The organism is Bacillus horti (genome assembly GCF_030813115.1).
Lineage (GTDB): Bacteria > Bacillota > Bacilli > Caldalkalibacillales > JCM-10596 > Bacillus_CH > Bacillus_CH horti.
The window spans coordinates 1-18,583 of sequence record NZ_JAUSTY010000036.1 but is presented as its reverse complement, the minus strand read 5'-3'; the positions used below and the strand labels follow the sequence as shown (position 1 = coordinate 18,583).

22 protein-coding genes are annotated in these 18,583 nt (G+C 39.9%); 20 read left to right on the top strand and 2 right to left on the bottom strand.

The window, feature by feature from the left end; genetic code table 11:
- Positions 1 to 76: 76 nt before the first annotated feature.
- Positions 77 to 703, bottom strand: coding sequence for a polysaccharide deacetylase family protein (locus J2S11_RS22005; RefSeq protein WP_307398331.1), 627 nt, complete (start codon positions 701 to 703; stop codon positions 77 to 79).
- Between the two features lie 332 nt (positions 704 to 1,035).
- Here J2S11_RS22005 and J2S11_RS22000 point away from each other — a divergent pair, with 332 nt between their 5' ends.
- From J2S11_RS22000 to J2S11_RS21990, 3 genes are all read left to right on the top strand, one after another.
- Entirely contained in the window at positions 1,036 to 1,659 is a 624-nt protein-coding gene (locus J2S11_RS22000; RefSeq protein ID WP_307398328.1) for a genetic competence negative regulator, read from the top strand.
- A gap of 291 nt (positions 1,660 to 1,950) precedes the next feature.
- Positions 1,951 to 3,225, top strand: coding sequence for a Glu/Leu/Phe/Val family dehydrogenase (locus J2S11_RS21995; RefSeq protein ID WP_307398325.1), 1,275 nt, complete (start codon positions 1,951 to 1,953; stop codon positions 3,223 to 3,225).
- 303 nt (positions 3,226 to 3,528) lie between these two features.
- Entirely contained in the window at positions 3,529 to 3,993 is a 465-nt protein-coding gene (locus tag J2S11_RS21990; protein ID WP_307398324.1) for a GyrI-like domain-containing protein, read from the top strand.
- Between the two features lie 400 nt (positions 3,994 to 4,393).
- Here the strand turns inward: J2S11_RS21990 and J2S11_RS21985 are convergent, their stop codons facing one another.
- Positions 4,394 to 5,368, bottom strand: a complete 975-nt coding sequence (locus J2S11_RS21985) for an asparaginase (protein WP_307398323.1) — start codon at positions 5,366 to 5,368, stop codon at positions 4,394 to 4,396.
- An 82-nt stretch (positions 5,369 to 5,450) separates the two neighbouring features.
- Here J2S11_RS21985 and prsW point away from each other — a divergent pair, with 82 nt between their 5' ends.
- The 17 genes from prsW to J2S11_RS21900 all read left to right on the top strand — a co-directional run bounded on the left by prsW (position 5,451) and on the right by J2S11_RS21900 (position 18,298).
- Positions 5,451 to 6,113, top strand: coding sequence for a glutamic-type intramembrane protease PrsW (gene prsW / locus J2S11_RS21980; protein WP_307398321.1), 663 nt, complete (start codon positions 5,451 to 5,453; stop codon positions 6,111 to 6,113).
- A gap of 66 nt (positions 6,114 to 6,179) precedes the next feature.
- A complete protein-coding gene (locus J2S11_RS21975; protein ID WP_307398319.1) occupies positions 6,180 to 6,350 on the top strand; it encodes a hypothetical protein in 171 nt (56 codons plus the stop codon).
- Between the two features lie 189 nt (positions 6,351 to 6,539).
- Entirely contained in the window at positions 6,540 to 7,463 is a 924-nt protein-coding gene (gene sleB / locus J2S11_RS21970; protein WP_307398317.1) for a spore cortex-lytic enzyme, read from the top strand.
- A gap of 14 nt (positions 7,464 to 7,477) precedes the next feature.
- A complete protein-coding gene (ypeB, locus tag J2S11_RS21965; protein ID WP_307398315.1) occupies positions 7,478 to 8,824 on the top strand; it encodes a germination protein YpeB in 1,347 nt (448 codons plus the stop codon).
- Positions 8,825 to 9,043: 219 nt separating this feature from the next.
- Positions 9,044 to 9,721, top strand: coding sequence for a flagellar brake protein (locus tag J2S11_RS21960; protein ID WP_307398313.1), 678 nt, complete (start codon positions 9,044 to 9,046; stop codon positions 9,719 to 9,721).
- A gap of 84 nt (positions 9,722 to 9,805) precedes the next feature.
- Positions 9,806 to 10,054, top strand: a complete 249-nt coding sequence (locus J2S11_RS21955) for a hypothetical protein (protein ID WP_307398311.1) — start codon at positions 9,806 to 9,808, stop codon at positions 10,052 to 10,054.
- 98 nt (positions 10,055 to 10,152) lie between these two features.
- Positions 10,153 to 10,830, top strand: coding sequence for a (d)CMP kinase (cmk, locus tag J2S11_RS21950; protein ID WP_307398309.1), 678 nt, complete (start codon positions 10,153 to 10,155; stop codon positions 10,828 to 10,830).
- 4 nt (positions 10,831 to 10,834) lie between these two features.
- Positions 10,835 to 11,431: a lysophospholipid acyltransferase family protein gene (locus tag J2S11_RS21945; protein ID WP_307398307.1), complete on the top strand. Its 597-nt coding sequence runs from the start codon at positions 10,835 to 10,837 to the stop codon at positions 11,429 to 11,431.
- A gap of 114 nt (positions 11,432 to 11,545) precedes the next feature.
- Positions 11,546 to 11,713, top strand: coding sequence for a hypothetical protein (locus J2S11_RS21940; RefSeq protein WP_307398304.1), 168 nt, complete (start codon positions 11,546 to 11,548; stop codon positions 11,711 to 11,713).
- 96 nt (positions 11,714 to 11,809) lie between these two features.
- Positions 11,810 to 12,952 carry a 30S ribosomal protein S1 gene (rpsA, locus tag J2S11_RS21935; RefSeq protein WP_307398302.1) on the top strand — a complete coding sequence of 381 codons (1,143 nt, stop codon included), beginning with the start codon at positions 11,810 to 11,812 and terminating at the stop codon, positions 12,950 to 12,952.
- 134 nt (positions 12,953 to 13,086) lie between these two features.
- Positions 13,087 to 13,752: a YphA family membrane protein gene (locus J2S11_RS21930; RefSeq protein WP_307398300.1), complete on the top strand. Its 666-nt coding sequence runs from the start codon at positions 13,087 to 13,089 to the stop codon at positions 13,750 to 13,752.
- A 14-nt stretch (positions 13,753 to 13,766) separates the two neighbouring features.
- Entirely contained in the window at positions 13,767 to 14,669 is a 903-nt protein-coding gene (locus J2S11_RS21925; protein WP_307398298.1) for a YIEGIA family protein, read from the top strand.
- Positions 14,669 to 14,857, top strand: coding sequence for a capping complex subunit for YIEGIA (locus J2S11_RS21920; protein ID WP_307398296.1), 189 nt, complete (start codon positions 14,669 to 14,671; stop codon positions 14,855 to 14,857). The genes J2S11_RS21925 and J2S11_RS21920 overlap by 1 nt, the downstream gene beginning before the upstream one ends.
- Before the next feature lie 108 nt (positions 14,858 to 14,965).
- The gene (gene der / locus J2S11_RS21915) at positions 14,966 to 16,291 is read left to right on the top strand and encodes a ribosome biogenesis GTPase Der (RefSeq protein ID WP_307398294.1); all 1,326 of its coding nucleotides are present in this window, start codon (positions 14,966 to 14,968) and stop codon (positions 16,289 to 16,291) included.
- 14 nt (positions 16,292 to 16,305) lie between these two features.
- A complete protein-coding gene (gene plsY / locus J2S11_RS21910) occupies positions 16,306 to 16,911 on the top strand; it encodes a glycerol-3-phosphate 1-O-acyltransferase PlsY (protein ID WP_307398292.1) in 606 nt (201 codons plus the stop codon).
- A gap of 11 nt (positions 16,912 to 16,922) precedes the next feature.
- Complete coding sequence (locus tag J2S11_RS21905) at positions 16,923 to 17,933, top strand: NAD(P)H-dependent glycerol-3-phosphate dehydrogenase (RefSeq protein ID WP_307398290.1); 1,011 nt, start codon at positions 16,923 to 16,925, stop codon at positions 17,931 to 17,933.
- A gap of 98 nt (positions 17,934 to 18,031) precedes the next feature.
- Positions 18,032 to 18,298: a stage VI sporulation protein F gene (locus J2S11_RS21900; protein WP_307398288.1), complete on the top strand. Its 267-nt coding sequence runs from the start codon at positions 18,032 to 18,034 to the stop codon at positions 18,296 to 18,298.
- Positions 18,299 to 18,583: the final 285 nt, after the last annotated feature.

The following is an 18,583-nucleotide window of genomic DNA, read 5'->3' as shown; positions in this document are numbered from 1 at the left end:
CCTGACATTCTCCACTCTCCTTCTCAATCTGTCAATGTTGAAAATGGGAGAATACGCGAGAAAACGCGAGAAAACATTACTTTATAGTGGGAGGACGGAAATATGTCGGTCTTTCTCCTAGCTCTTGTTCAAGGAAGTCGTTAAGCCGTACAATTTCATCCCGTACCGTCTCAGGGTCTTCTTTTCGAATATAGATATGCCACCACGTATGATTTCCGATCAAATGACCTCGATCCTTTATTTCGTGTAAAGTGTCCACATTTCGTTCAGCATAGTGTCCATTAACGAAAAAGATAGCCTTAGCGTCATAGCGATCAAGTGTATCGAGAATGTCATATGTAGCTTCACCCGTTGGAGTGTCGTCAAAAGTAAGAAGGGCAAGCTTTTCTCCTTCTTTTTTCTCATCCCCCTCGTCACTAACCTCGTAGATATAGTATAGACTAGGATGGACGGCATATCTAGGCGCAGGTTCATTCACAACATCATCTTCCTCAGGTGAAGTAGCTACTTCGTCCACTGGCGTATCCTCCGTTCCTTCTTCGCCCGGTTCAGAGACAGCCTCTTCCTGTTCAGGGATGGTGGTCTCCTTCTCCTCTAAGATCGTCTCATCTTGTTCTGAAGGAGAGGCTGAAGTACAGGCTACAAGCCCCAATAAGCTTAGTGTTAAAAGAAAAATAAGCCATACTCTGTGTTGCTTCATCATGTTCTTGTCCTCCGTACTAAATAATCATCGCTGCTTACACTATCCTATCACAGTATTTATATTCTTCTCTAGGGCATGCACAAATTATTGTAGAATGTCTACTATTTTTAACTAAATTTTTAATAAACAAAAATCGATAAAATAGATGGTTCAGAGTTTGACAATCTTTTCTGTTTCCTTGAACAAAGGATTATGATAAATTAATATCATAAATGAAATCTATTTCCTTAAAGAGAGAGAAAAAAGGGTAGGTTTACTTTGGAGTATTGAACCAAAAACCATACAATCTCATATTATAAAATTATGAAATGTCTGGCGAAGGAGGGTCATAAATGAGACTTGAACGCCTTAATCAGGATAAGATTAGAATTTTTCTAACGTTTGATGACTTAGTAGAGCGTGGTATTAACAAGGAGGATATTTGGCACGATATTCCGAAGGTACATGAACTTTTTAATGATATGATGGATCAGGCGTATCAGGAGCTGGACTTTGAAGTTTCTGGTCCAGTTGCTGTGGAAGTATTTAATTTACCAGCTCAAGGGATGGTTGTCATCGTTACTCGTGGCAAGGGATCATATGACCCAAGGCAGGAAGATGATAAAGAGAACGATACAGAGGATCAGCTTGATGATGAATTTTATGAGCTTGAGGTCACATTAGATGAGTGTGATGATGTATTGTTTTCTTTTAAGGAGCTAGACGACGTTATTCATGTATGTCACAAGCTACTTCCTTTCGTAGAAGGAGAAGGTAAGCTGTATACGTATAATAATCGCTACTATCTATTGTTTGAGGATGTCTCTTTAGAGGAATCGGTCTATGAGCTAATGATTGCTCTATTATCCGAATTTGGAGAGCCGTCCATGACAAGTCGGTATATATTAGACGAATATGCTTCTGTTGTTGTCGAGCAAGAGGCTGTAAAGACAATATGTAAGCACTTTAAGCCATAATGCAAATGAAAAATTAAATATAACTTCAAATTTTAACCTCATATGACGATAAAGTAGGGAGTAGTGAAATTACTTGGGTGGTATCAGCATTTTGATGCAAGTTTTTAGCTACTAATCAACTGATCATGTCTACGAGGTTTTTTGTTTTATTTTATCCTATTTTTTAGGACATGCTATATGAAATAAAAGTTTTCTAAGAGTTATTTTCAGAAACACCTTGCAGTTCTGTGTCGAAGGTGTATACTATGATGTGAATCATGTACATTTATTTATTCTAGAGGTGAACATTCAATGGGAGACAAAACGGAAGAACCTAAGCAAACTAATGAGAATCTAAATGTATTAGTATCTACGCAAGCGGTTATTCAAGAAGCGCTGAACAAATTAGGTTATCCAGAAGAAGTTTATGAGTTAATGAAGGAACCATTAAGGATGCTGACGGTTCGTATTCCAGTACGAATGGATGATGGATCAGTTAAAATATTTACAGGGTACAGAGCCCAGCATAATGACGCTGTAGGTCCAACAAAGGGTGGAATAAGATTTCATCCAAATGTGACGGAAGAAGAAGTGAAAGCGCTATCAATTTGGATGAGCTTGAAATCAGGAATTGTTGATTTGCCTTATGGTGGAGGGAAAGGTGGGATTGTTTGTGATCCTAGAGAAATGTCCTTCCGTGAATTAGAGCGCCTGAGCCGAGGATATGTTCGTGCAATAAGCCAGTTGGTTGGTCCAACTAAGGATATTCCAGCTCCTGACGTCTTCACGAATTCTCAGATCATGGCTTGGATGATGGATGAATATAGCCGAATCAGAGAGTTTGATTCCCCTGGTTTTATTACAGGTAAGCCTATTGTGTTAGGGGGGTCGCATGGACGTGAGTCTGCTACCGCTAAAGGGGTTACCATTTGTATTAGGGAAGCAGCTAAGAAAAAAGGAATTGAGCTTGAAGGAGCAAGAGTAGTTATTCAGGGCTTTGGTAATGCGGGCAGCTTCTTAGCCAAATTTATGCATGATGCGGGAGCAAATGTCATTGGGATTTCTGATGCATATGGGGCTTTGCATGATCCAGATGGTTTGGACATCGAATACTTACTTGATCGACGCGATTCCTTCGGTACAGTAACAAAGCTGTTTAAAGACACGATCACAAATGAACAGCTCCTTGAGCTTGATTGCGATATTTTAGTTCCAGCAGCCATTGAAAATCAAATCACAGCTAAAAATGCCCATAACATTAAAGCACAGATAATCGTTGAAGCAGCTAATGGTCCAACAACGATGGAAGCAACAAAGATTTTATCGGAAAGAGGCATTCTTTTAGTTCCTGACGTTTTAGCCAGTGCTGGAGGAGTTACCGTTTCTTATTTCGAATGGGTGCAAAATAATCAAGGCTATTACTGGTCTGAAGAAGAGGTTGAGCGCAAGCTAGAGGAAATCATGGTACGTTCATTTGAAAACGTGTATCAGACAAGTCATGTACGTCAAGTCAATATGAGGCTTTCAGCGTATATGGTTGGTGTTCGTAAGCTTGCTGAAGCGTCTCGCTTCAGAGGCTGGGTATAATCCTAGAGCAACATCGTAAGAGCAATATTATACAAAAGTTTAAAGTATGCTAACTATTAGTCTGACACCTGATAGAGAGCATACTTTTTTATTTTCTAAATGGGTCGTGAACCTCAAATTTTAATGATGGCCTTATTTAAGATAAAGTTTTAAATTTTCCCCTAAAAATTTATTTACAACCTATCGTCTTATGGGAAGAAGCGTGTCTAGCGTTGATTATTGAAACTTATATGGAATATTAGGGAAGGATTAAAAGCTCTAAGGAGAAGGTATAGTGGTCATAACAAAAAAGGAGGAACAGGGTTGAAAATTCAAAAGCATAACGAACGTAAATTTGTAGGGATTCATGTCATTGCTGATTCGATTGAGGAATATCCTCCGAAGATCAAAGTGGCAGTTAGTGAGCTAGAGAAGAGGATCTCAAAGATCAATCATGTTATTGATGCAAATATGTTTTATGGTCTACATAAAGTGAATGGTCAAGACGATGAGGATGGCTATTGGAATGGGGTTGAGATAGAAAGCTTTGCAGAGACTCCAGCAGGGATGGATGAAATAGTAGTTCCCGCAGCAGAGTATGCAACTATTTTTCATGAAGGCACTCCAGAAGCCATACATAGCAGCTATGAAAAATTATATCATGAAATAAATGCTTCTGACTTTCAAGCCGACCCTAATGCCTGGACGGTTGAAGAATATGTTCATAATCGGCAAGAGAAAGACCTTATTCGAACAACACTGTATATCCCAATCAAAAGTAAAGATTAAAGAGCCAAGGTTGACATGCTATTGTGTCAACCTTTGGTTCTTTATTTGTTTAAAAGTGGTTCGGATTACATAATCAGTTCGAGTAAGCGAAAAAGGGTACAGCATGGAAAATGAAATAAATACAGAAATACACCTATTTCTGCCTCGACTGAGTAGACTCAGTCAATTAAGTGCATAAATACACTTGATTTCTCATGTGAGAGGGAAGTAGGGATACTTTTGGAGAATTAATTGTATTTTTGCACTTGTTAACTTAAAATGGTCAGGTTTGTAGTAAATTAAGTGTACTATTGCACTTAATTTACTACTTCATTCTGCGACGAAGCAAATTTCGGGACCACTCCAGTCTTTTAATCTGTATATATAAATAGCTTGCATCTAATTAGAAACAAACTAAAGCTTAACGACTAAAGTAGGCTTTTAGCTTTTGGATATCATTCGTCTCTTCAAGGGCAACCATTAATTTAATTCTAGCTTTTTGACCATTTAGTCCGTTTGAAAAGATGACACCAAGCTCCTGAAGCTGTTTTCCACCGCCCTCGTATCCATAAACACCCTCAACAATACCATTGAAGCTACGTGATACTAAGACGATAGGAATATTTCTATCCAAACTTTTTCTTATTGCAGGCATCACTGAAGGAGGCAGATTTCCCTGTCCAAACGCTTCAATGACAAGACCATCTGGATCTCGCTCAAGAAGAGCATCCAGCCATTCTGCTTCCATCCCTGCAAAGGCCTTTAATAGCAAAACACGTTTAGTTAGCTGCTTGATGACAAAAAACTCTCTGCCAATTGGCAAATGATGAAAGCTAACGACATGCTTCGTTATGATACCAATTGGTCCATACTGTGGAGACTGAAACGTACTTAGGTTGCTGGTATGGGTTTTAGTCACATTTTTTGCTGTGTGGATCTCATCATTAAAAACAACTAGCACACCCTTGCCTTGGGCCTCATCACTTGCCGCAACTCGAACGGATTGAAGCAGATTAAAAGGACCGTCTGCTCCCAATTCGTTACTACTACGCATCGCACCAGTAACAATAATGGGTTTATGGGACTGTACAAGAAGATCGAGCATATAAGCGGTCTCTTCTAACGTGTCTGTGCCATGAGTGAGGACAAGACCATGGATATCAGTTTTATTTAAAGACAACTCAATAGCTTTAGCAAGCTCAAACATACGCTGAGGCGTCATATGAGGAGAAGGAATATTATCATATTGTTCAACTACGATATTGGCATAAGGCTCTAAAATGGGAAGTGAGGTGTCTAGCGGATTCTGATCCGTTGGCTTCACAGCACCGGTTTGAGAATCCTCTGACATCGCAATCGTTCCACCTGTATGCATAATTAAAATTGTCTTTTTCATTCTTGCCTCCAAGTACTTCTATTTTCAATTCATTAAGACCATGTTACCATGAAGATAAAAGGCTAGAAAAGAGGATAATCTCATGGCTACGACTATACTTATGGCGGCTATAGCACCGGGATTAGCATTGCTTAGTTTTTTTTATCTTAAAGACCGCTTTGATCATGAGCCTATAAGGCTTGTTTTGAGGGTTTTTATCTTTGGGGCACTGCTTGTATTTCCTATCATGGTAGTCCAATATACATTTAAAGAAACATTATCATTGAATGTCTTTTTTCAAGCTTATTTTAATTCTTCCTTAATCGAAGAATTTTTTAAGTGGTTTGTTATTTACTTCGTTGCGTACTCTAATTTAGAGTTCGATCAATATTATGATGGGATTGTGTATAGTGTAGCGGTAAGCTTAGGCTTTGCTACAATGGAAAATATATTTTATCTATACATTAATGGGGTTTACCACGCCTTAATTAGAGCGGCCCTACCTGTTTCGAGTCATGCCCTGTTTGGAGTGATTATGGGCTATTATTTGAGTAAGAGTAAGTTCGAAAAGGACCCTGAGAAGAGGAAACGCTGGCTTCTTTATTCTTTGCTTATTCCTATTTTCCTACACGGAACGTATAACTACATTCTTTTAATCGGTCAGGACTGGTGGCTGTGGATTATGATCCCTTTTATGATTGGGCTATGGGTTTATGGACTGAATAAAGTGAAAAAAGCACAAAGTAAACCTTATATGTCTGTATAACAGATACTAAACCCTTCATTTCCTGTTCATACTAGTAGGACACTATCAATAATACTAGGAGGAAGAATGAAGAAGGAAAGATTTAAAGTATCCATTACCTGCAAAAATTGTGGGGAACGATTTATTCTCCGCGGGAATAGGGGTGGAAAAGGAACGATAGAGACAGGCTTTAAGCAATGTTTGTGCAATAACGTAGAGGATTTTAATATTCAGACCGAGGAGCTTGAACAGGCATAAAGCAGCATAAAAATATCTAACTTTACCAAGGGGCTTCCCTTAAGAATAGAGGAACACTACGTCTTCTTCTACCTTATGGGGAGTCTTTTAGTTGTCTAAGCTTTTTTCTTTTCAATTTATTGTATAAATAGCCAGTGATAGTAGAAAAATACCCTTACAAAGGAAAATGAATTAAGGAGGTTGCGAAAAATGATCGACAAGGGTCTGACTCATTTTAAAAAATGGACCATTTCTGTCATGAGTTGTGTTCTACTATTTTCTTTAGGTCCTATACATGCTGATGCTTTTAGTGCTCAGGTCATACAACGCGGAGCTACAGGGGATGACGTGGTTGAGCTTCAAGCTCGCCTACAATATATTGGCTATTTTAAGGGAAAAATTGATGGAGTATACGGCTGGGAAACATACTGGTCCGTCCGTAATTTTCAGCATGACTTCGGTTTGGATGTGGATGGATTAGTAGGAGATCAGATGAAAGCGAAATTAGAAAAGGTGACAGACTTTGATAAAAACTATGTGCATGCCAAGCTAAATAAAGGCAAGTCACCAAGGCATTATGGACCTAGTGGATCATCTAAGGAGTATGGAGCTCCACCAGGTCAACGAAATCCAGGGAATGAAAGAAATGTTGCACCGCCCGGACAGAATCGTTCCCCTCAAGGAGGAACATCTCAGCAACCTCAGCAGCCGCAACAGCCACAGCAACCTTCTCAGAATGTAGGTCAGGCTGAGCAAGGAGTTAACCTCCCCGAAGGGTTTTCCAGTAGTGACCTTAGGCTTATGGCTAACGCTGTTTATGGTGAGGCAAGAGGAGAGCCCTATGAAGGACAGGTTGCTGTTGCAGCAGTCATTCTAAACCGTGTAAGAGACTCTAGGTTTCCGAACACGGTTTCTGGAGTTATTTATGAGCCATTGGCCTTTACAGCTGTTGCTGACGGACAAATTAATCTAGAGCCAAATGAAACGGCTGAGAGAGCTGTAGAGGATGCTATCAATGGCTGGGATCCTTCCGGAGGCTTAGTTTACTACTTTAATCCAGATACGGCTACATCGGCATGGATGCACGCTCGTGAGAGAGTCAAGCGCATCGGTAAACATGTCTTTGTACGTTAGAAAGGAGAATAAAAATGATTGGTAAAATCGTTTCAGTTGGTTTGTTAGGTGTACTTACAGTAGGATTGATTGGAACCGGGTACTGGGGCTATCAAGAGCATCAGGATAAGAACTCGATTTTAATTAAAGCCGAAAATAATTATCAGCGTGCCTTCCATGATTTAAATAACAATATTACTAACCTAGAGGATGAGCTTGGGAAATCAATTGCGATGAACTCAAGAAATCTTATTGCTCCTTGTATGACGAATATTTGGAGAATCGCTTACGTTGCGCAAAATAACGTAGGGCAGCTACCATTAACGATGATGGCGTTTGGTAAAACGGAGGAATTTTTAGCTGATATTGCAGATTTCACCTATGATATAGGGATGCGTGACTTAGAAGGGAATCCACTCAGTGATGAGGAGTGGAACCAGCTTAAAACTTTACATGGACAAGCAAAAGAAATTCGATCAGAGCTAACAAAGGTTCAATCAGAGGTACTTAATAATAATTTGCGCTGGATGGATGTTGAGGTAGCTTTAGCCTCTGCGAACCAGGATATGGATCGAACAATTGTTGATGGCTTCCAAGGACTAGATAAACAGGTAGAAGGCTATATAGAAACCGAAATGGGAGCAACACATAGCAAGAAAAGCGAAGCCTACAATGAAAAAAATATCATCAAAGGGAAGGAAATTTCCGAGCAACAGGCACAGCAAAAAGCTCAGGAGTTTCTAAAAGCAAAAGGCTATGAAGAGGTTCACGTGAGTAAAAATGGTGAAGGTAAGGATTTCACCTCATATAGTGTGACCTTTCAGAAAGAGGATAACCAAGCGATGTATGTAGAGGTTGCTAGACATGGTGGAGACATACTTTGGTTCCTTAATAATAGAGATATTGACGTAACCTCCCTTAGCTTATATGAAGCGAATAATAAAGCATTGGAATTTTTGAGTGCAAGAGGAATGGATTCCATGGTGAATGTAGAATCTGATCAGTATGATAACGTAGGAGTATTCGATTTTGTGTATGAAAAAGAAGGGGTACGTATTTATCCGGAGAGTGTAACGGTTAAAGTAGCTCTTGATGACGGAGCGGTCATAGGCTATCAGGCAACGGATTTTGTTATTAATCACGAAGAGAATAAGGAAATTCCTAAAGCCTCTATTTCGTTAGAGCAAGCGAAAGCAAAGCTGAATAAAAACCTCAAGATTCAAGAGGATCATTTAAGCATGATCGAAACGAAAATGGGTGAGGTCAAGCTCTGTTATGAACTTCTGGGAACCATTGAAAATGAAACATATCGTATATTTGTGAACGCCAAAACAGGGGAAGAAGAGAAAATAGAAAAGATGAAGCAAACTCAACCTCTTTAATAAGCGGAGAAATTATATAGTCCCTTTACCATAGTGATGGTGAAGGGACTTTGTTGTGTATCAAGGGTATAAAATAAATTAGGAAAAATATACTTTTTGATTTTGGTGAAAGCATTAAAACATACCATTTTTTATTTTTTGAAGTCCCAAAAGGGTGGATTATAGTATATAATTTATGTGTTCATGTATTGAAGGAAAAGACATTGAGGAGAGGATACTGTGCAAATTCCTTTAAAGATAGGAGATCTTCTGTACATTACTCAGGCTACTCCTGAGGATCAGACACAGATGAGATATAAATCAAGAATTGCAGACATTTCTACGACAGCTATTTCTATCGAGCTTCCCATGTCAGAGCAAGGTGGGAGATTTGGATTTTTTCCACAGGGATCAACAATTGAGGTTTCTTATCCCTCGACAGACGGTGCTCAATTTGTTTTCCACTGTACTATCCTAGGCAGGAGGATAGAGCAAATCCCGTTAGTGAATATAACCCTTCCAGATCCGGAAACGATCGTTCGTATCCAGCGTAGAAATTACCTACGTGTCCCATGCCATTTGGATCTAGCCGTACATGCAGCTGAAGAGGGTGAATTTCCTCCGTTAGTAGCCTTAGCTACAAATCTAAGTGGTGGTGGTTTACAGTTTGAAAGTAAGCACAAGCCCGAGCTTCCCCTCCATACTCAGATAGACTGGTGGCTGTCCCTGCCCTTGCAATCGGGCGAAATCTTGCACCCAAAGGGTAGGGGTGAAATTGTAAGGGTTATTAATCCAAATACTAGTGGATTATTACATCAATACTCTGTTCACTTTACCGCTATTTTGGAGCGTGACCGTGAGTGGATCATTAAATATTGCTATGAACGGCAGCTAGAAATGAAGAAAAAACAGGTCTAAGAAAATCATAAAACTGATGTATATACTTTGTATTAATTCTCCAATTCTGTACAAACTAAAGGCAGATTTGGAGGTTATCTGAGCATGATAAAGGATATTCAGCATACGTTAGTGCAAAAGAGATTCCTGACATTTTTTGGTCCTTATTTTGCAAAAGTTGAAAGATGGCTAGTGATCATTTTGACTGCTTTTTGTCTAATTCTTTTTGGTTGTCAGTACTTTATATTAAGTTCGGAGGATAATCAGGCTCTAGCTAACAAAGCGATAAGATATGAAGGTGTATTTGATCAGGATAATAAGGTGGAAATAAAAGCGATCCTGAAGCAAAACTAACGTTTCTTCATTGCACCGATCTGACCCATGTGGTATGATTTTAGTGTTTTGAGCAGGTAAAGTGATTCCTGCTTTTTGTGTTTATAAGGAGTGAGGAGATGCAGAGAATTAATATCGCGCTTGATGGTCCTGCAGGGGCTGGAAAGAGCACAGTAGCTAAGCGAATGGCTGATAAGCTTGGATACATATATATCGACACAGGTGCTATGTACAGAGCTTTAACTTGGAAGGCGTTGCAGGTCCAGGTTGATGTACATGACGAACAACAGCTTGTAGCTTTATTAAATAACTGTGAAATAAGGCTTGAGCCAGGTGAAAATGGACAAAAAGTGTATGTAGATGACGAAGATGTTACCAATCCTATTCGTGAAAGGGAGGTAACGAATCAAGTATCCTTTGTAGCAAGTCATGAGGCTGTACGTTTAGAAATGCTAAGATTGCAAAGAGAATTAGCTAAGGAACGTGGAGTTGTCATGGATGGCAGGGATATTGGTACACATGTCCTACCAACGGCAGAAATTAAAATATTCTTATCGGCTTCCATTCAGGAACGAGCTGAAAGACGTTTTTTAGAGCTTCAGCAAAAGGGAGAGCAGATTACACTTGCTGAGTTAGAAGAGGAAATTAAAAAGCGGGATGAGATAGATAGTCAGCGTAAGACGGCTCCATTGCGTAAGGCTGAGGATGCTGTTGAAATCGATTCTACTGGTTTAAGTATCGAACAAGTTGTCCAGCAGATTGTCACGCTTGTGCAACAAAAACTTGGGGGAGAGTAGGGCTATGCTTTATACGATATTTAGGTCACTTTTTCGCGTATTCTTTCGTGTTTTCTACCGTTATCAAGTGATTGGGCGAGAGCATATTCCTGCTGAAGGTGGAACCCTGTTATGCTGCAATCATATTAGTAATCTTGACCCTCCTTTATTAGGCTCTAGTATTGAGCGAAAGGTTCGTTACATGGCTAAAGCAGAGCTTTTTAAAATTCCCGTGCTGTCTTTCTTAATTCGCTCATTCGGTGCATTCCCTGTCAAAAGAGGAGGAGCAGACAGACAGGTTTTAAAAACAAGTTTAGCTTTGCTCAAAGAGGGTAATGTATTAGGTGTATTTCCTGAAGGAACTCGTTCAAGAACAGGAGAGCTAGGAAAAGCATTCACCGGAGTCGGCTTGTTTGCTCTGAAGGAGGAGTGCAGCGTGGTTCCAGCAGCAATATTGGGGCCGTATAAGCTTTTCAAGCCTATACATGTAGTGATTGGTAAGCCTATTGATATGAGTGATTTGAGGCAGGAAAAAGTAAATTCAGAGCTAGCCAGAGAAGCGACAGACAGGATTATGGGTCATATCGAGCAATTAATTAATCAATATAAAAAGGCGAGCTAAGATATGCAAGTTGCCTTTTTCGTGGTTTTGGTATTGGTTAACATATTTGTTGGGTATCTTCTTTTTCTCAGGATGAGAGCCATAGCTGTTCATAGGAGGAGAATTCAAGTTAGATTGCTCCTATTTAGCCTAGGCTTCTGGGGGTTAATTGCTTGGCTAGGCACTGTCTCCTACTTTGATCAACAGGAGAAGCTGGCGCTTCCTTTATTCGTTTCATTAGTGACACCAGCCATTATTCTTGCTTTTTTTGCTCTACAAAAATTGAAGCGTTGGCTAGAGTAGGTGATGTTTAACAAATTGCTTTTGTTGGCACAAGTGTATGAAATATAGTATAGTTATAAAAGATAAAGTTAACAGGAAGTGAAGGAGGAAGTCAAAATGGCAGATGAAGTGCAAAATGAGGTTGAGGTTCAAACCTATGAAGTTGGAGATGTTGTGAAAGCAACAGTTACCAAAGTAGAAGATAAGCATGCTTTAGTCGACTTTGGTTATAAAATAGATGGTATCCTACCAATCGGTGAAATTTCAAATGTACATATTGAAAAAGTAGCTGACGTAATTTCTGAAGGCGATGAGCTTGAGCTTAAGGTCATTAAGGTGGATGAAGAGGATATCGTTCTCTCCAAAAAAGGAATTGATAATGAGAAAGCTTACGGTGATTTGGAAGCAAAGCTGAACTCAAAAGAAACGTTTGAGGTGACTATTGCTGATGTGGTGAAGGGTGGATTGGTTGCGGATGTAGGTGTTCGTGCTTTCATTCCAGCTTCCTTAGTAGCTCGTCACTATGTTGAGGATTTCAGTGATTACAAGGGTCAAACACTGAAAGTAAAGGTTGAAGAGCTAGATCTAGAAAAGAATAAGGTTATCCTTTCAGCAAAAGCTGTACTTGATGAAGAATATGAGCAATCCAAGAAAAATCGTCTTTCTGAAATTCAAGTAGGGGAAGTACTAGAGGGAACTGTTCAACGTCTTACTTCCTTTGGAGTGTTTGTTGATATTGGTGATGTGGATGGATTAGTGCACATCTCTGAGCTTTCTTGGAACCGTGTCGAGTCTCCAACTGAGGTAGTGAATGAAGGAGATAAGGTTCAGGTTAAAGTACTTAAGGTTGACGCTGACACTGGCAAAATTAGCTTAAGTATTAAAGAAACTCAAGATAGCCCTTGGGACAAAGCGATTAGTGATATTAAAGCTGGAGATGTTGTGAAAGGGACGGTTAAGCGTCTAGTTTCCTTCGGTGCTTTCGTTGAGATTGCTCCTGGAGTTGAAGGTCTTGTACACATTTCTCAAATCGCTAACCGTCATATTGGAACTCCTGGGGAAGTACTTAAGGAGAACCAAGAGGTTGAAGCTAAAGTATTAGATGTAGATGCTGCTGAAAAGAGAATCAGCCTTAGTATTCGTGAGCTATTAGATGATGAAGTATCTAAATATGCTGAGGAATATAAGCAGGATGAGCAAGGTGGTATGGGTGTTACTTTAGGAGATATGATTGGAGATCAATTAAAGAAATTAAAATAATGGACTTCTCTTAGCAAGAGGAGATTCAATAAAAATGTAATAGGCAAGCTTTTCTGATGATATGTCAGAGAAGCTTGCTTTTTTTAGGTTTCATTACAGAAGAAACGGTCATAATGGGGGTAGGAGGGATTTAGATGAATGACGGATACTTATTTTTAATTGGCTGCTGGATCTTAATTGTCCTTGTTGCAAGTCAATGGCTTGATTTTATTTGGAAAAAAGGAAGCCCTATCCCTAGGAAACGAATGATTCTTCTCCTGTTTCTTTTTCTTTTGTTAGCTTCGCAGCCATTCTACCTATCTGTGACCCCAAAATTATCTATACATATAGGTATGTATGTCATTGCAGGAGGAATGTTTCTCTATTATTTTTACAAGGATCCGCTGGCCTTTCGGCTACAAATTGTAGCTGTTATTTTATTCCTAGCCGTTTTTTATGCGGTAGCCTATGAGATGTTTTTGCTTGACCCAATTTTAATGCTTGTTCCCCCTGTGTTGCTTATTCCTGCGTTTATGTCTGTGTTTGTGGTGCTAACTACTACAAATATTAAGCATCAGTGGCTAATGCTAACGGGTGGATTTCTTCTTGGAGAGCTGGGGCATAAAACATTTTTATTAAGATACGTAGATTATGTGCATTTGGGGGACGCTATATTTCGAGATCAATATATCGTAGCTCTTTTTCTTACGACAATGCTCTATGGTCTGATTCTTATTTGCCTCAAAGGGATACGCATGGCCTTTCGCTCAGTAGTTCGTGTTGGGAAAGGGCTTAAACCACGACACTCAGATGGTCAATAGGAGGGAAATCAAGTATGGAGGATTATATTTTACCCACTGTCTTAGGGGTGGTAATGGGTTTTGCTGGACGTTTAGTGATGCTAAGAACAGATTATAGACAATACCCTACATATCCCCATGGTGATATTATTCATTTAGCTCTTGGATTAATTGCAGCCGCTTTAGGAAGTATAGCTGTACCTGCTTTGTATGAGCATGAGTATACAGCCATTACATTTCTATCTTTGGCTGCCCAACAGTTTAGAGAAGTAAGAAATATGGAAAGAAATACGCTAACAGAGTTAGATTCCATGGAGATGGTCTCCAGAGGGCGTACCTATATTGAAGGGATCGCTATGGCCTTTGAGGGTAGAAACTACTTGGTCATCTTTATAGCGTTTATGACTAGCTTAACGACGATGCTTGTAAATTGGTGGGTTGGTGTCGTGGTTGGGTTTGTTGTCCTCATTATTGCTCAATATTTTAAGAGCGGGAAAAAGCTACAACAGGTTGCTGATATTTCATCAGGTCATCTACGCTTTGATGGACCAGATTTATTTGTTGAGGATATTCATATCATGAACATCGGACTTAAAGAAGCGCAAGAAATTATTATGCAGAAGGGGCTCGGATTTATTCTGACTCCTAAATCGATGGACAGTGTGGTTACCTTATCGAATTTGGGGCAACGACAAGCCATTTTGCATGATTTATCTGTGGGCTTAGGAGTATATCGAGACTCAGGTAATCCCTCATTAGTTCCGATTAGTAAACGTGATCGGGATGATGGTCGTCTTGCTGTCTTTTTTTTACCACAGATTAAGAATACGGAGCGTGGCATGAAGGTTATTTCGCAGGTTCCTGTTTTAGAAAACGCAGTGAGAATGCCCTCAGAATCAGATGTGATGAAACTTAGTAAGAAAAGAGGAAGCTCATAATGGAGATGAAAAAGAGCATTTTAGCAATCGTGACGACGTCAGAACAGAACATCAAGGGGGGAGGAGCCCCTGTTTTTATTGTGAAGGATCATGATGAGATTCAGCATAAAATTTTTCTCTTAGAAAATATTCTTGATGCAATGGGGCATGAGCTTGATGAGCAGACCTTTATTTTAGTTAAGCACTAAGACTTAAGCGGCCATATCATGTATAATTTCAAATTAAAGTTGCTTGATAACTAGATTAAGCTTATGATTAAAGAGATGTGCTTATATAGAGAAAGGTGTGTTGTACAGATGTCGAAACCCACTGTAGCGATTGTTGGTAGACCAAACGTAGGAAAATCAACGATATTCAATCGAATTGTTGGGGAAAGAATCTCAATTGTAGAAGATGTACCTGGTGTGACACGCGACCGAATTTACAGTTCTGCGGAATGGTTATCCTATCAATTTAATATAATAGATACAGGCGGAATAGAGATTGAAGGTGGTCAGGATCAAATCGTAGTACAGATGCGTGAGCAGGCTGAGCTTGCCATTGCTGAAGCAGATGTCATCATTTTTATGGTTGAAGCAAAGACAGGGATTACAGCAGCGGATCAAGAGGTATCGAAAATCCTTTTTAAATCCAAAAAGCCTGTTGTTTTGGCTGTCAATAAAGTGGACAATCTTAAGGCTATGGACGATATTTACGAGTTCTATTCCTTAGGGTTTGGAGAGCCCTTTCCCATTTCAGGCGCCCATGGTACCGGACTTGGTGATCTCTTGGACGAAGCTGCTAAGCATTTTCCCAATGAAGGGGAAGAGGAATATGATGAGGATGTCATTAGAATCTCTTTAATTGGGCGACCTAACGTAGGTAAATCTTCTTTGATTAATGCATTATTAGGAGAGGAAAGGGTCATTGTGAGTCCAGTTGCTGGTACAACTCGCGATGCTATTGATACTCCCCTGCAGCGTGATGGGCAGCGGTTTGTGCTGATTGATACGGCAGGTATGCGTAAAAGAGGAAAGGTCTATGAAAAAACAGAAAAGTACAGTGTCTTAAGAGCGCTTAAGGCTATTGAACGTTCAGATGTCGTACTTGTGACCATTAATGGTGAAGAGGGCATTATTGAACAGGACAAAAAAATAGCTGGCTATGCTCACGAAGCCGGCCGAGGCATTATTATTGTCGTTAACAAGTGGGACGCTGTAGAAAAGGATGAGCGGACCATGAATGAATTTGTGAAGGAAATTCGTGATCAATTCCGCTTCTTAGATTACGCTCCTATCTTATTTGTTTCTGCCCAAACGAAGCAAAGAGTACATACCCTATTACCAAAGGTAAAGGATGTTGCAGATCAGCATGCTCTAAGAATTCCTACGCATGTGTTAAACGATATTATTGTTGATGCCGTAAGTATGACACCACCACCGACAGATAAAGGAAAACGTCTGAAGATCAATTATGGGACTCAGGTCAGTGTAAAGCCGCCTACCTTTATTTTGTTTGTGAACGATCCAGAGCTTATGCATTTCTCCTATGAAAGATATATTCAAAATCGAATTAGAGCTGCGTTCCCTTTCGAAGGAACACCTTTAAGGATTTTTGTGCGTCAAAAATCTGACGGCAGATAATTAGGAGGATAAAAATGGCTATATTTATCGCATGTTTGGTTGCGTATCTTTTAGGCTCGATTAGCTTTAGTTTTCTGATTGCCAAAAAAATAGCAGGGATTGATATCAGGCAGCATGGCTCTAACAATGCAGGTACTACAAATACATTAAGAGTACTAGGAAAGCTGCCTGCCCTCTTGGTATTAATCCTTGATACGTTGAAGGGATCAGTAGCCGTGTTGATTGCTATGCAGCTGACAGATAGTCTGTGGGTCTGGATGCTAGCAGGATTCCTAGCTATTATTGGGCATAATTGGCCCGTATTTTTTGGCTTTAGAGGTGGGAAAGGAGTAGCTACGACGATCGGTGTAGTGATTGCTTTAATGTTTATACCAGCCTTATATGCAGGAGTTATTGCTATAGCACTTATTGTAATTTTCCGATATGTTTCCTTAGGCTCATTAGCATTCGTCACATTACTTCCTATCAGTCTACTGCTTTTACAACGTCCTATGGAGTTTGTAGTCGGTTCATTAGCTATTTTACTCCTATCTTATTGGCGTCACCGAACAAACATTGTAAGGCTATTCAAAGGGCAAGAGAATAAATTAGGAAAAAAAGTAGCTGAACATAGAGGATAGGAGGAGATGGCATGCCAAAAGTCGCCGTATTAGGTGCTGGAAGCTGGGGGACGGCTCTTTCCATTGTGTTAGCAGATAATCAATTTGATGTGGCCTTATGGTCTAGAAGAGAAGAGCAGGTCTTTGAAATTAATGATCGGCATACAAATGAAAAGTATCTTCCAGACAGAACGTTGCCGACATCCATTTATGCTAGCACAAGTCTAGAAGAGGTTTTACAGGATACTAAATACGTTTTGTTGGTTTTACCCACAAAATCAATACGTCAAATTTGCCGACAAATTCTTCCTTACCTCACACCTGAACATGTTATCATTCATTCCTCTAAGGGAATTGAAATTGAAACACATAAACGAATTTCAGAGATTATTCAAGAGGAGATCCCTGCCCAAAGCTGTAAAGGTACTGTAGTATTGTCAGGGCCAAGCCATGCAGAGGAGGTTTCTATGCGACTGCCTACTACGGTAGTAGTAGCATCAGATGTGCTTAAGACGGCTGAAGAGGTACAGGATATATTTATTAATAAGCATTTTAGAGTGTACACAAATCCGGATGTAATCGGCGTTGAAATTGGTGGAGCACTTAAAAATATCATTGCCTTGGGTGCTGGACTAAATGATGGTCTAGGGTTCGGAGATAACGCTAAAGCGGCATTGATGACGAGAGGCTTAACAGAGATTTCCCGTCTTGGGCTGGAGATGGGAGCAAATCCTCTTACTTTTGCAGGACTAGCAGGGATTGGGGATTTAATTGCAACGTGTACGAGTAAACACTCTAGAAATTGGCGTTGTGGCTATGCCCTAGGGCAAGGACAGTCACTTGATGAGGTTCTATCCTCCATGGGAATGGTTGTCGAGGGAGTCAATACAACGAAAGCAGCTTACCAGATTGCTTTATCCCAAAATGTTGATATGCCTATCACTAAGGCAATATATCAAGTACTATTTGAAGGAAAGCTCCCTAGACAAGCCGTTGAGGACTTAATGGGCAGAGGCCGAACGCAGGAGCTAGAGAACTATTAAATTCAAGCTCATTATTGATCCCTATACGAATCAAGGCTCACCAACTCCGCATTTGTCTCATAAGATAGATTGAGATTATGAGATGAGGAGGGTACATGGTGTCAAATAATGGATTCTTTGATAACCTGAATAAAAAAACAAATGTAACAGAGCAGCAGCTAAAATCTGTAGCCAACTCAATTAATCCAGGTGACTTAAAGGACGAAAAAAAGGTTAGAGCATTAATTTCTCAAATCTCTACCTTGGCTGGGGTTCCTGTTTCCAAGCAAAAGGAAGATCAAATTGTAAACTATCTAGTGAATAATAAGCTTAATCCTCAGCAAATGCAAGCAATGATTCAAATGTTTATGAAGCCCAAAAAGTAAGAATTAGGCGGTGTTTTTGTTACAAGCTTTTGCTTCCTAACATAAGATATAATGGCTCAAGAATTAGTGCTCTGAATACAGGAAGATACAGTTGAAGCTAGCCTATATGGCTAGCCTTTTTTTGCTACGCGTGCCCAGCAAGCCGTTAATTGCTAGTCGGTGGAAGTCCGATCTAAGTAAGAACCAAGTTGCTTAGTAGCTGACAGGCAACTGGTGGAGAAATCCTAAGGTTGAAGCCCTGTGACAAAGCAATTCCGTAAGGAATGCGAGCAACCTAGCAGGTTG

What these genes read in the sequence shown, in the direction of transcription:
- J2S11_RS22005 (WP_307398331.1), bottom strand. Translation starts at nt 703, where the DNA reads ATGATGAAGCAACACAGAGTATGGCTTATTTTTCTTTTAACACTAAGC.
- J2S11_RS22000 (WP_307398328.1), top strand. Translation starts at nt 1,036, where the DNA reads ATGAGACTTGAACGCCTTAATCAGGATAAGATTAGAATTTTTCTAACG.
- J2S11_RS21995 (WP_307398325.1), top strand. Translation starts at nt 1,951, where the DNA reads ATGGGAGACAAAACGGAAGAACCTAAGCAAACTAATGAGAATCTAAAT.
- J2S11_RS21985 (WP_307398323.1), bottom strand. Translation starts at nt 5,368, where the DNA reads ATGAAAAAGACAATTTTAATTATGCATACAGGTGGAACGATTGCGATG.
- prsW (WP_307398321.1), top strand. Translation starts at nt 5,451, where the DNA reads ATGGCTACGACTATACTTATGGCGGCTATAGCACCGGGATTAGCATTG.
- J2S11_RS21975 (WP_307398319.1), top strand. Translation starts at nt 6,180, where the DNA reads ATGAAGAAGGAAAGATTTAAAGTATCCATTACCTGCAAAAATTGTGGG.
- sleB (WP_307398317.1), top strand. Translation starts at nt 6,540, where the DNA reads ATGATCGACAAGGGTCTGACTCATTTTAAAAAATGGACCATTTCTGTC.
- ypeB (WP_307398315.1), top strand. Translation starts at nt 7,478, where the DNA reads ATGATTGGTAAAATCGTTTCAGTTGGTTTGTTAGGTGTACTTACAGTA.
- J2S11_RS21955 (WP_307398311.1), top strand. Translation starts at nt 9,806, where the DNA reads ATGATAAAGGATATTCAGCATACGTTAGTGCAAAAGAGATTCCTGACA.
- cmk (WP_307398309.1), top strand. Translation starts at nt 10,153, where the DNA reads ATGCAGAGAATTAATATCGCGCTTGATGGTCCTGCAGGGGCTGGAAAG.
- J2S11_RS21945 (WP_307398307.1), top strand. Translation starts at nt 10,835, where the DNA reads ATGCTTTATACGATATTTAGGTCACTTTTTCGCGTATTCTTTCGTGTT.
- rpsA (WP_307398302.1), top strand. Translation starts at nt 11,810, where the DNA reads ATGGCAGATGAAGTGCAAAATGAGGTTGAGGTTCAAACCTATGAAGTT.
- J2S11_RS21930 (WP_307398300.1), top strand. Translation starts at nt 13,087, where the DNA reads ATGAATGACGGATACTTATTTTTAATTGGCTGCTGGATCTTAATTGTC.
- J2S11_RS21925 (WP_307398298.1), top strand. Translation starts at nt 13,767, where the DNA reads ATGGAGGATTATATTTTACCCACTGTCTTAGGGGTGGTAATGGGTTTT.
- J2S11_RS21920 (WP_307398296.1), top strand. Translation starts at nt 14,669, where the DNA reads ATGGAGATGAAAAAGAGCATTTTAGCAATCGTGACGACGTCAGAACAG.
- der (WP_307398294.1), top strand. Translation starts at nt 14,966, where the DNA reads ATGTCGAAACCCACTGTAGCGATTGTTGGTAGACCAAACGTAGGAAAA.
- plsY (WP_307398292.1), top strand. Translation starts at nt 16,306, where the DNA reads ATGGCTATATTTATCGCATGTTTGGTTGCGTATCTTTTAGGCTCGATT.
- J2S11_RS21905 (WP_307398290.1), top strand. Translation starts at nt 16,923, where the DNA reads ATGCCAAAAGTCGCCGTATTAGGTGCTGGAAGCTGGGGGACGGCTCTT.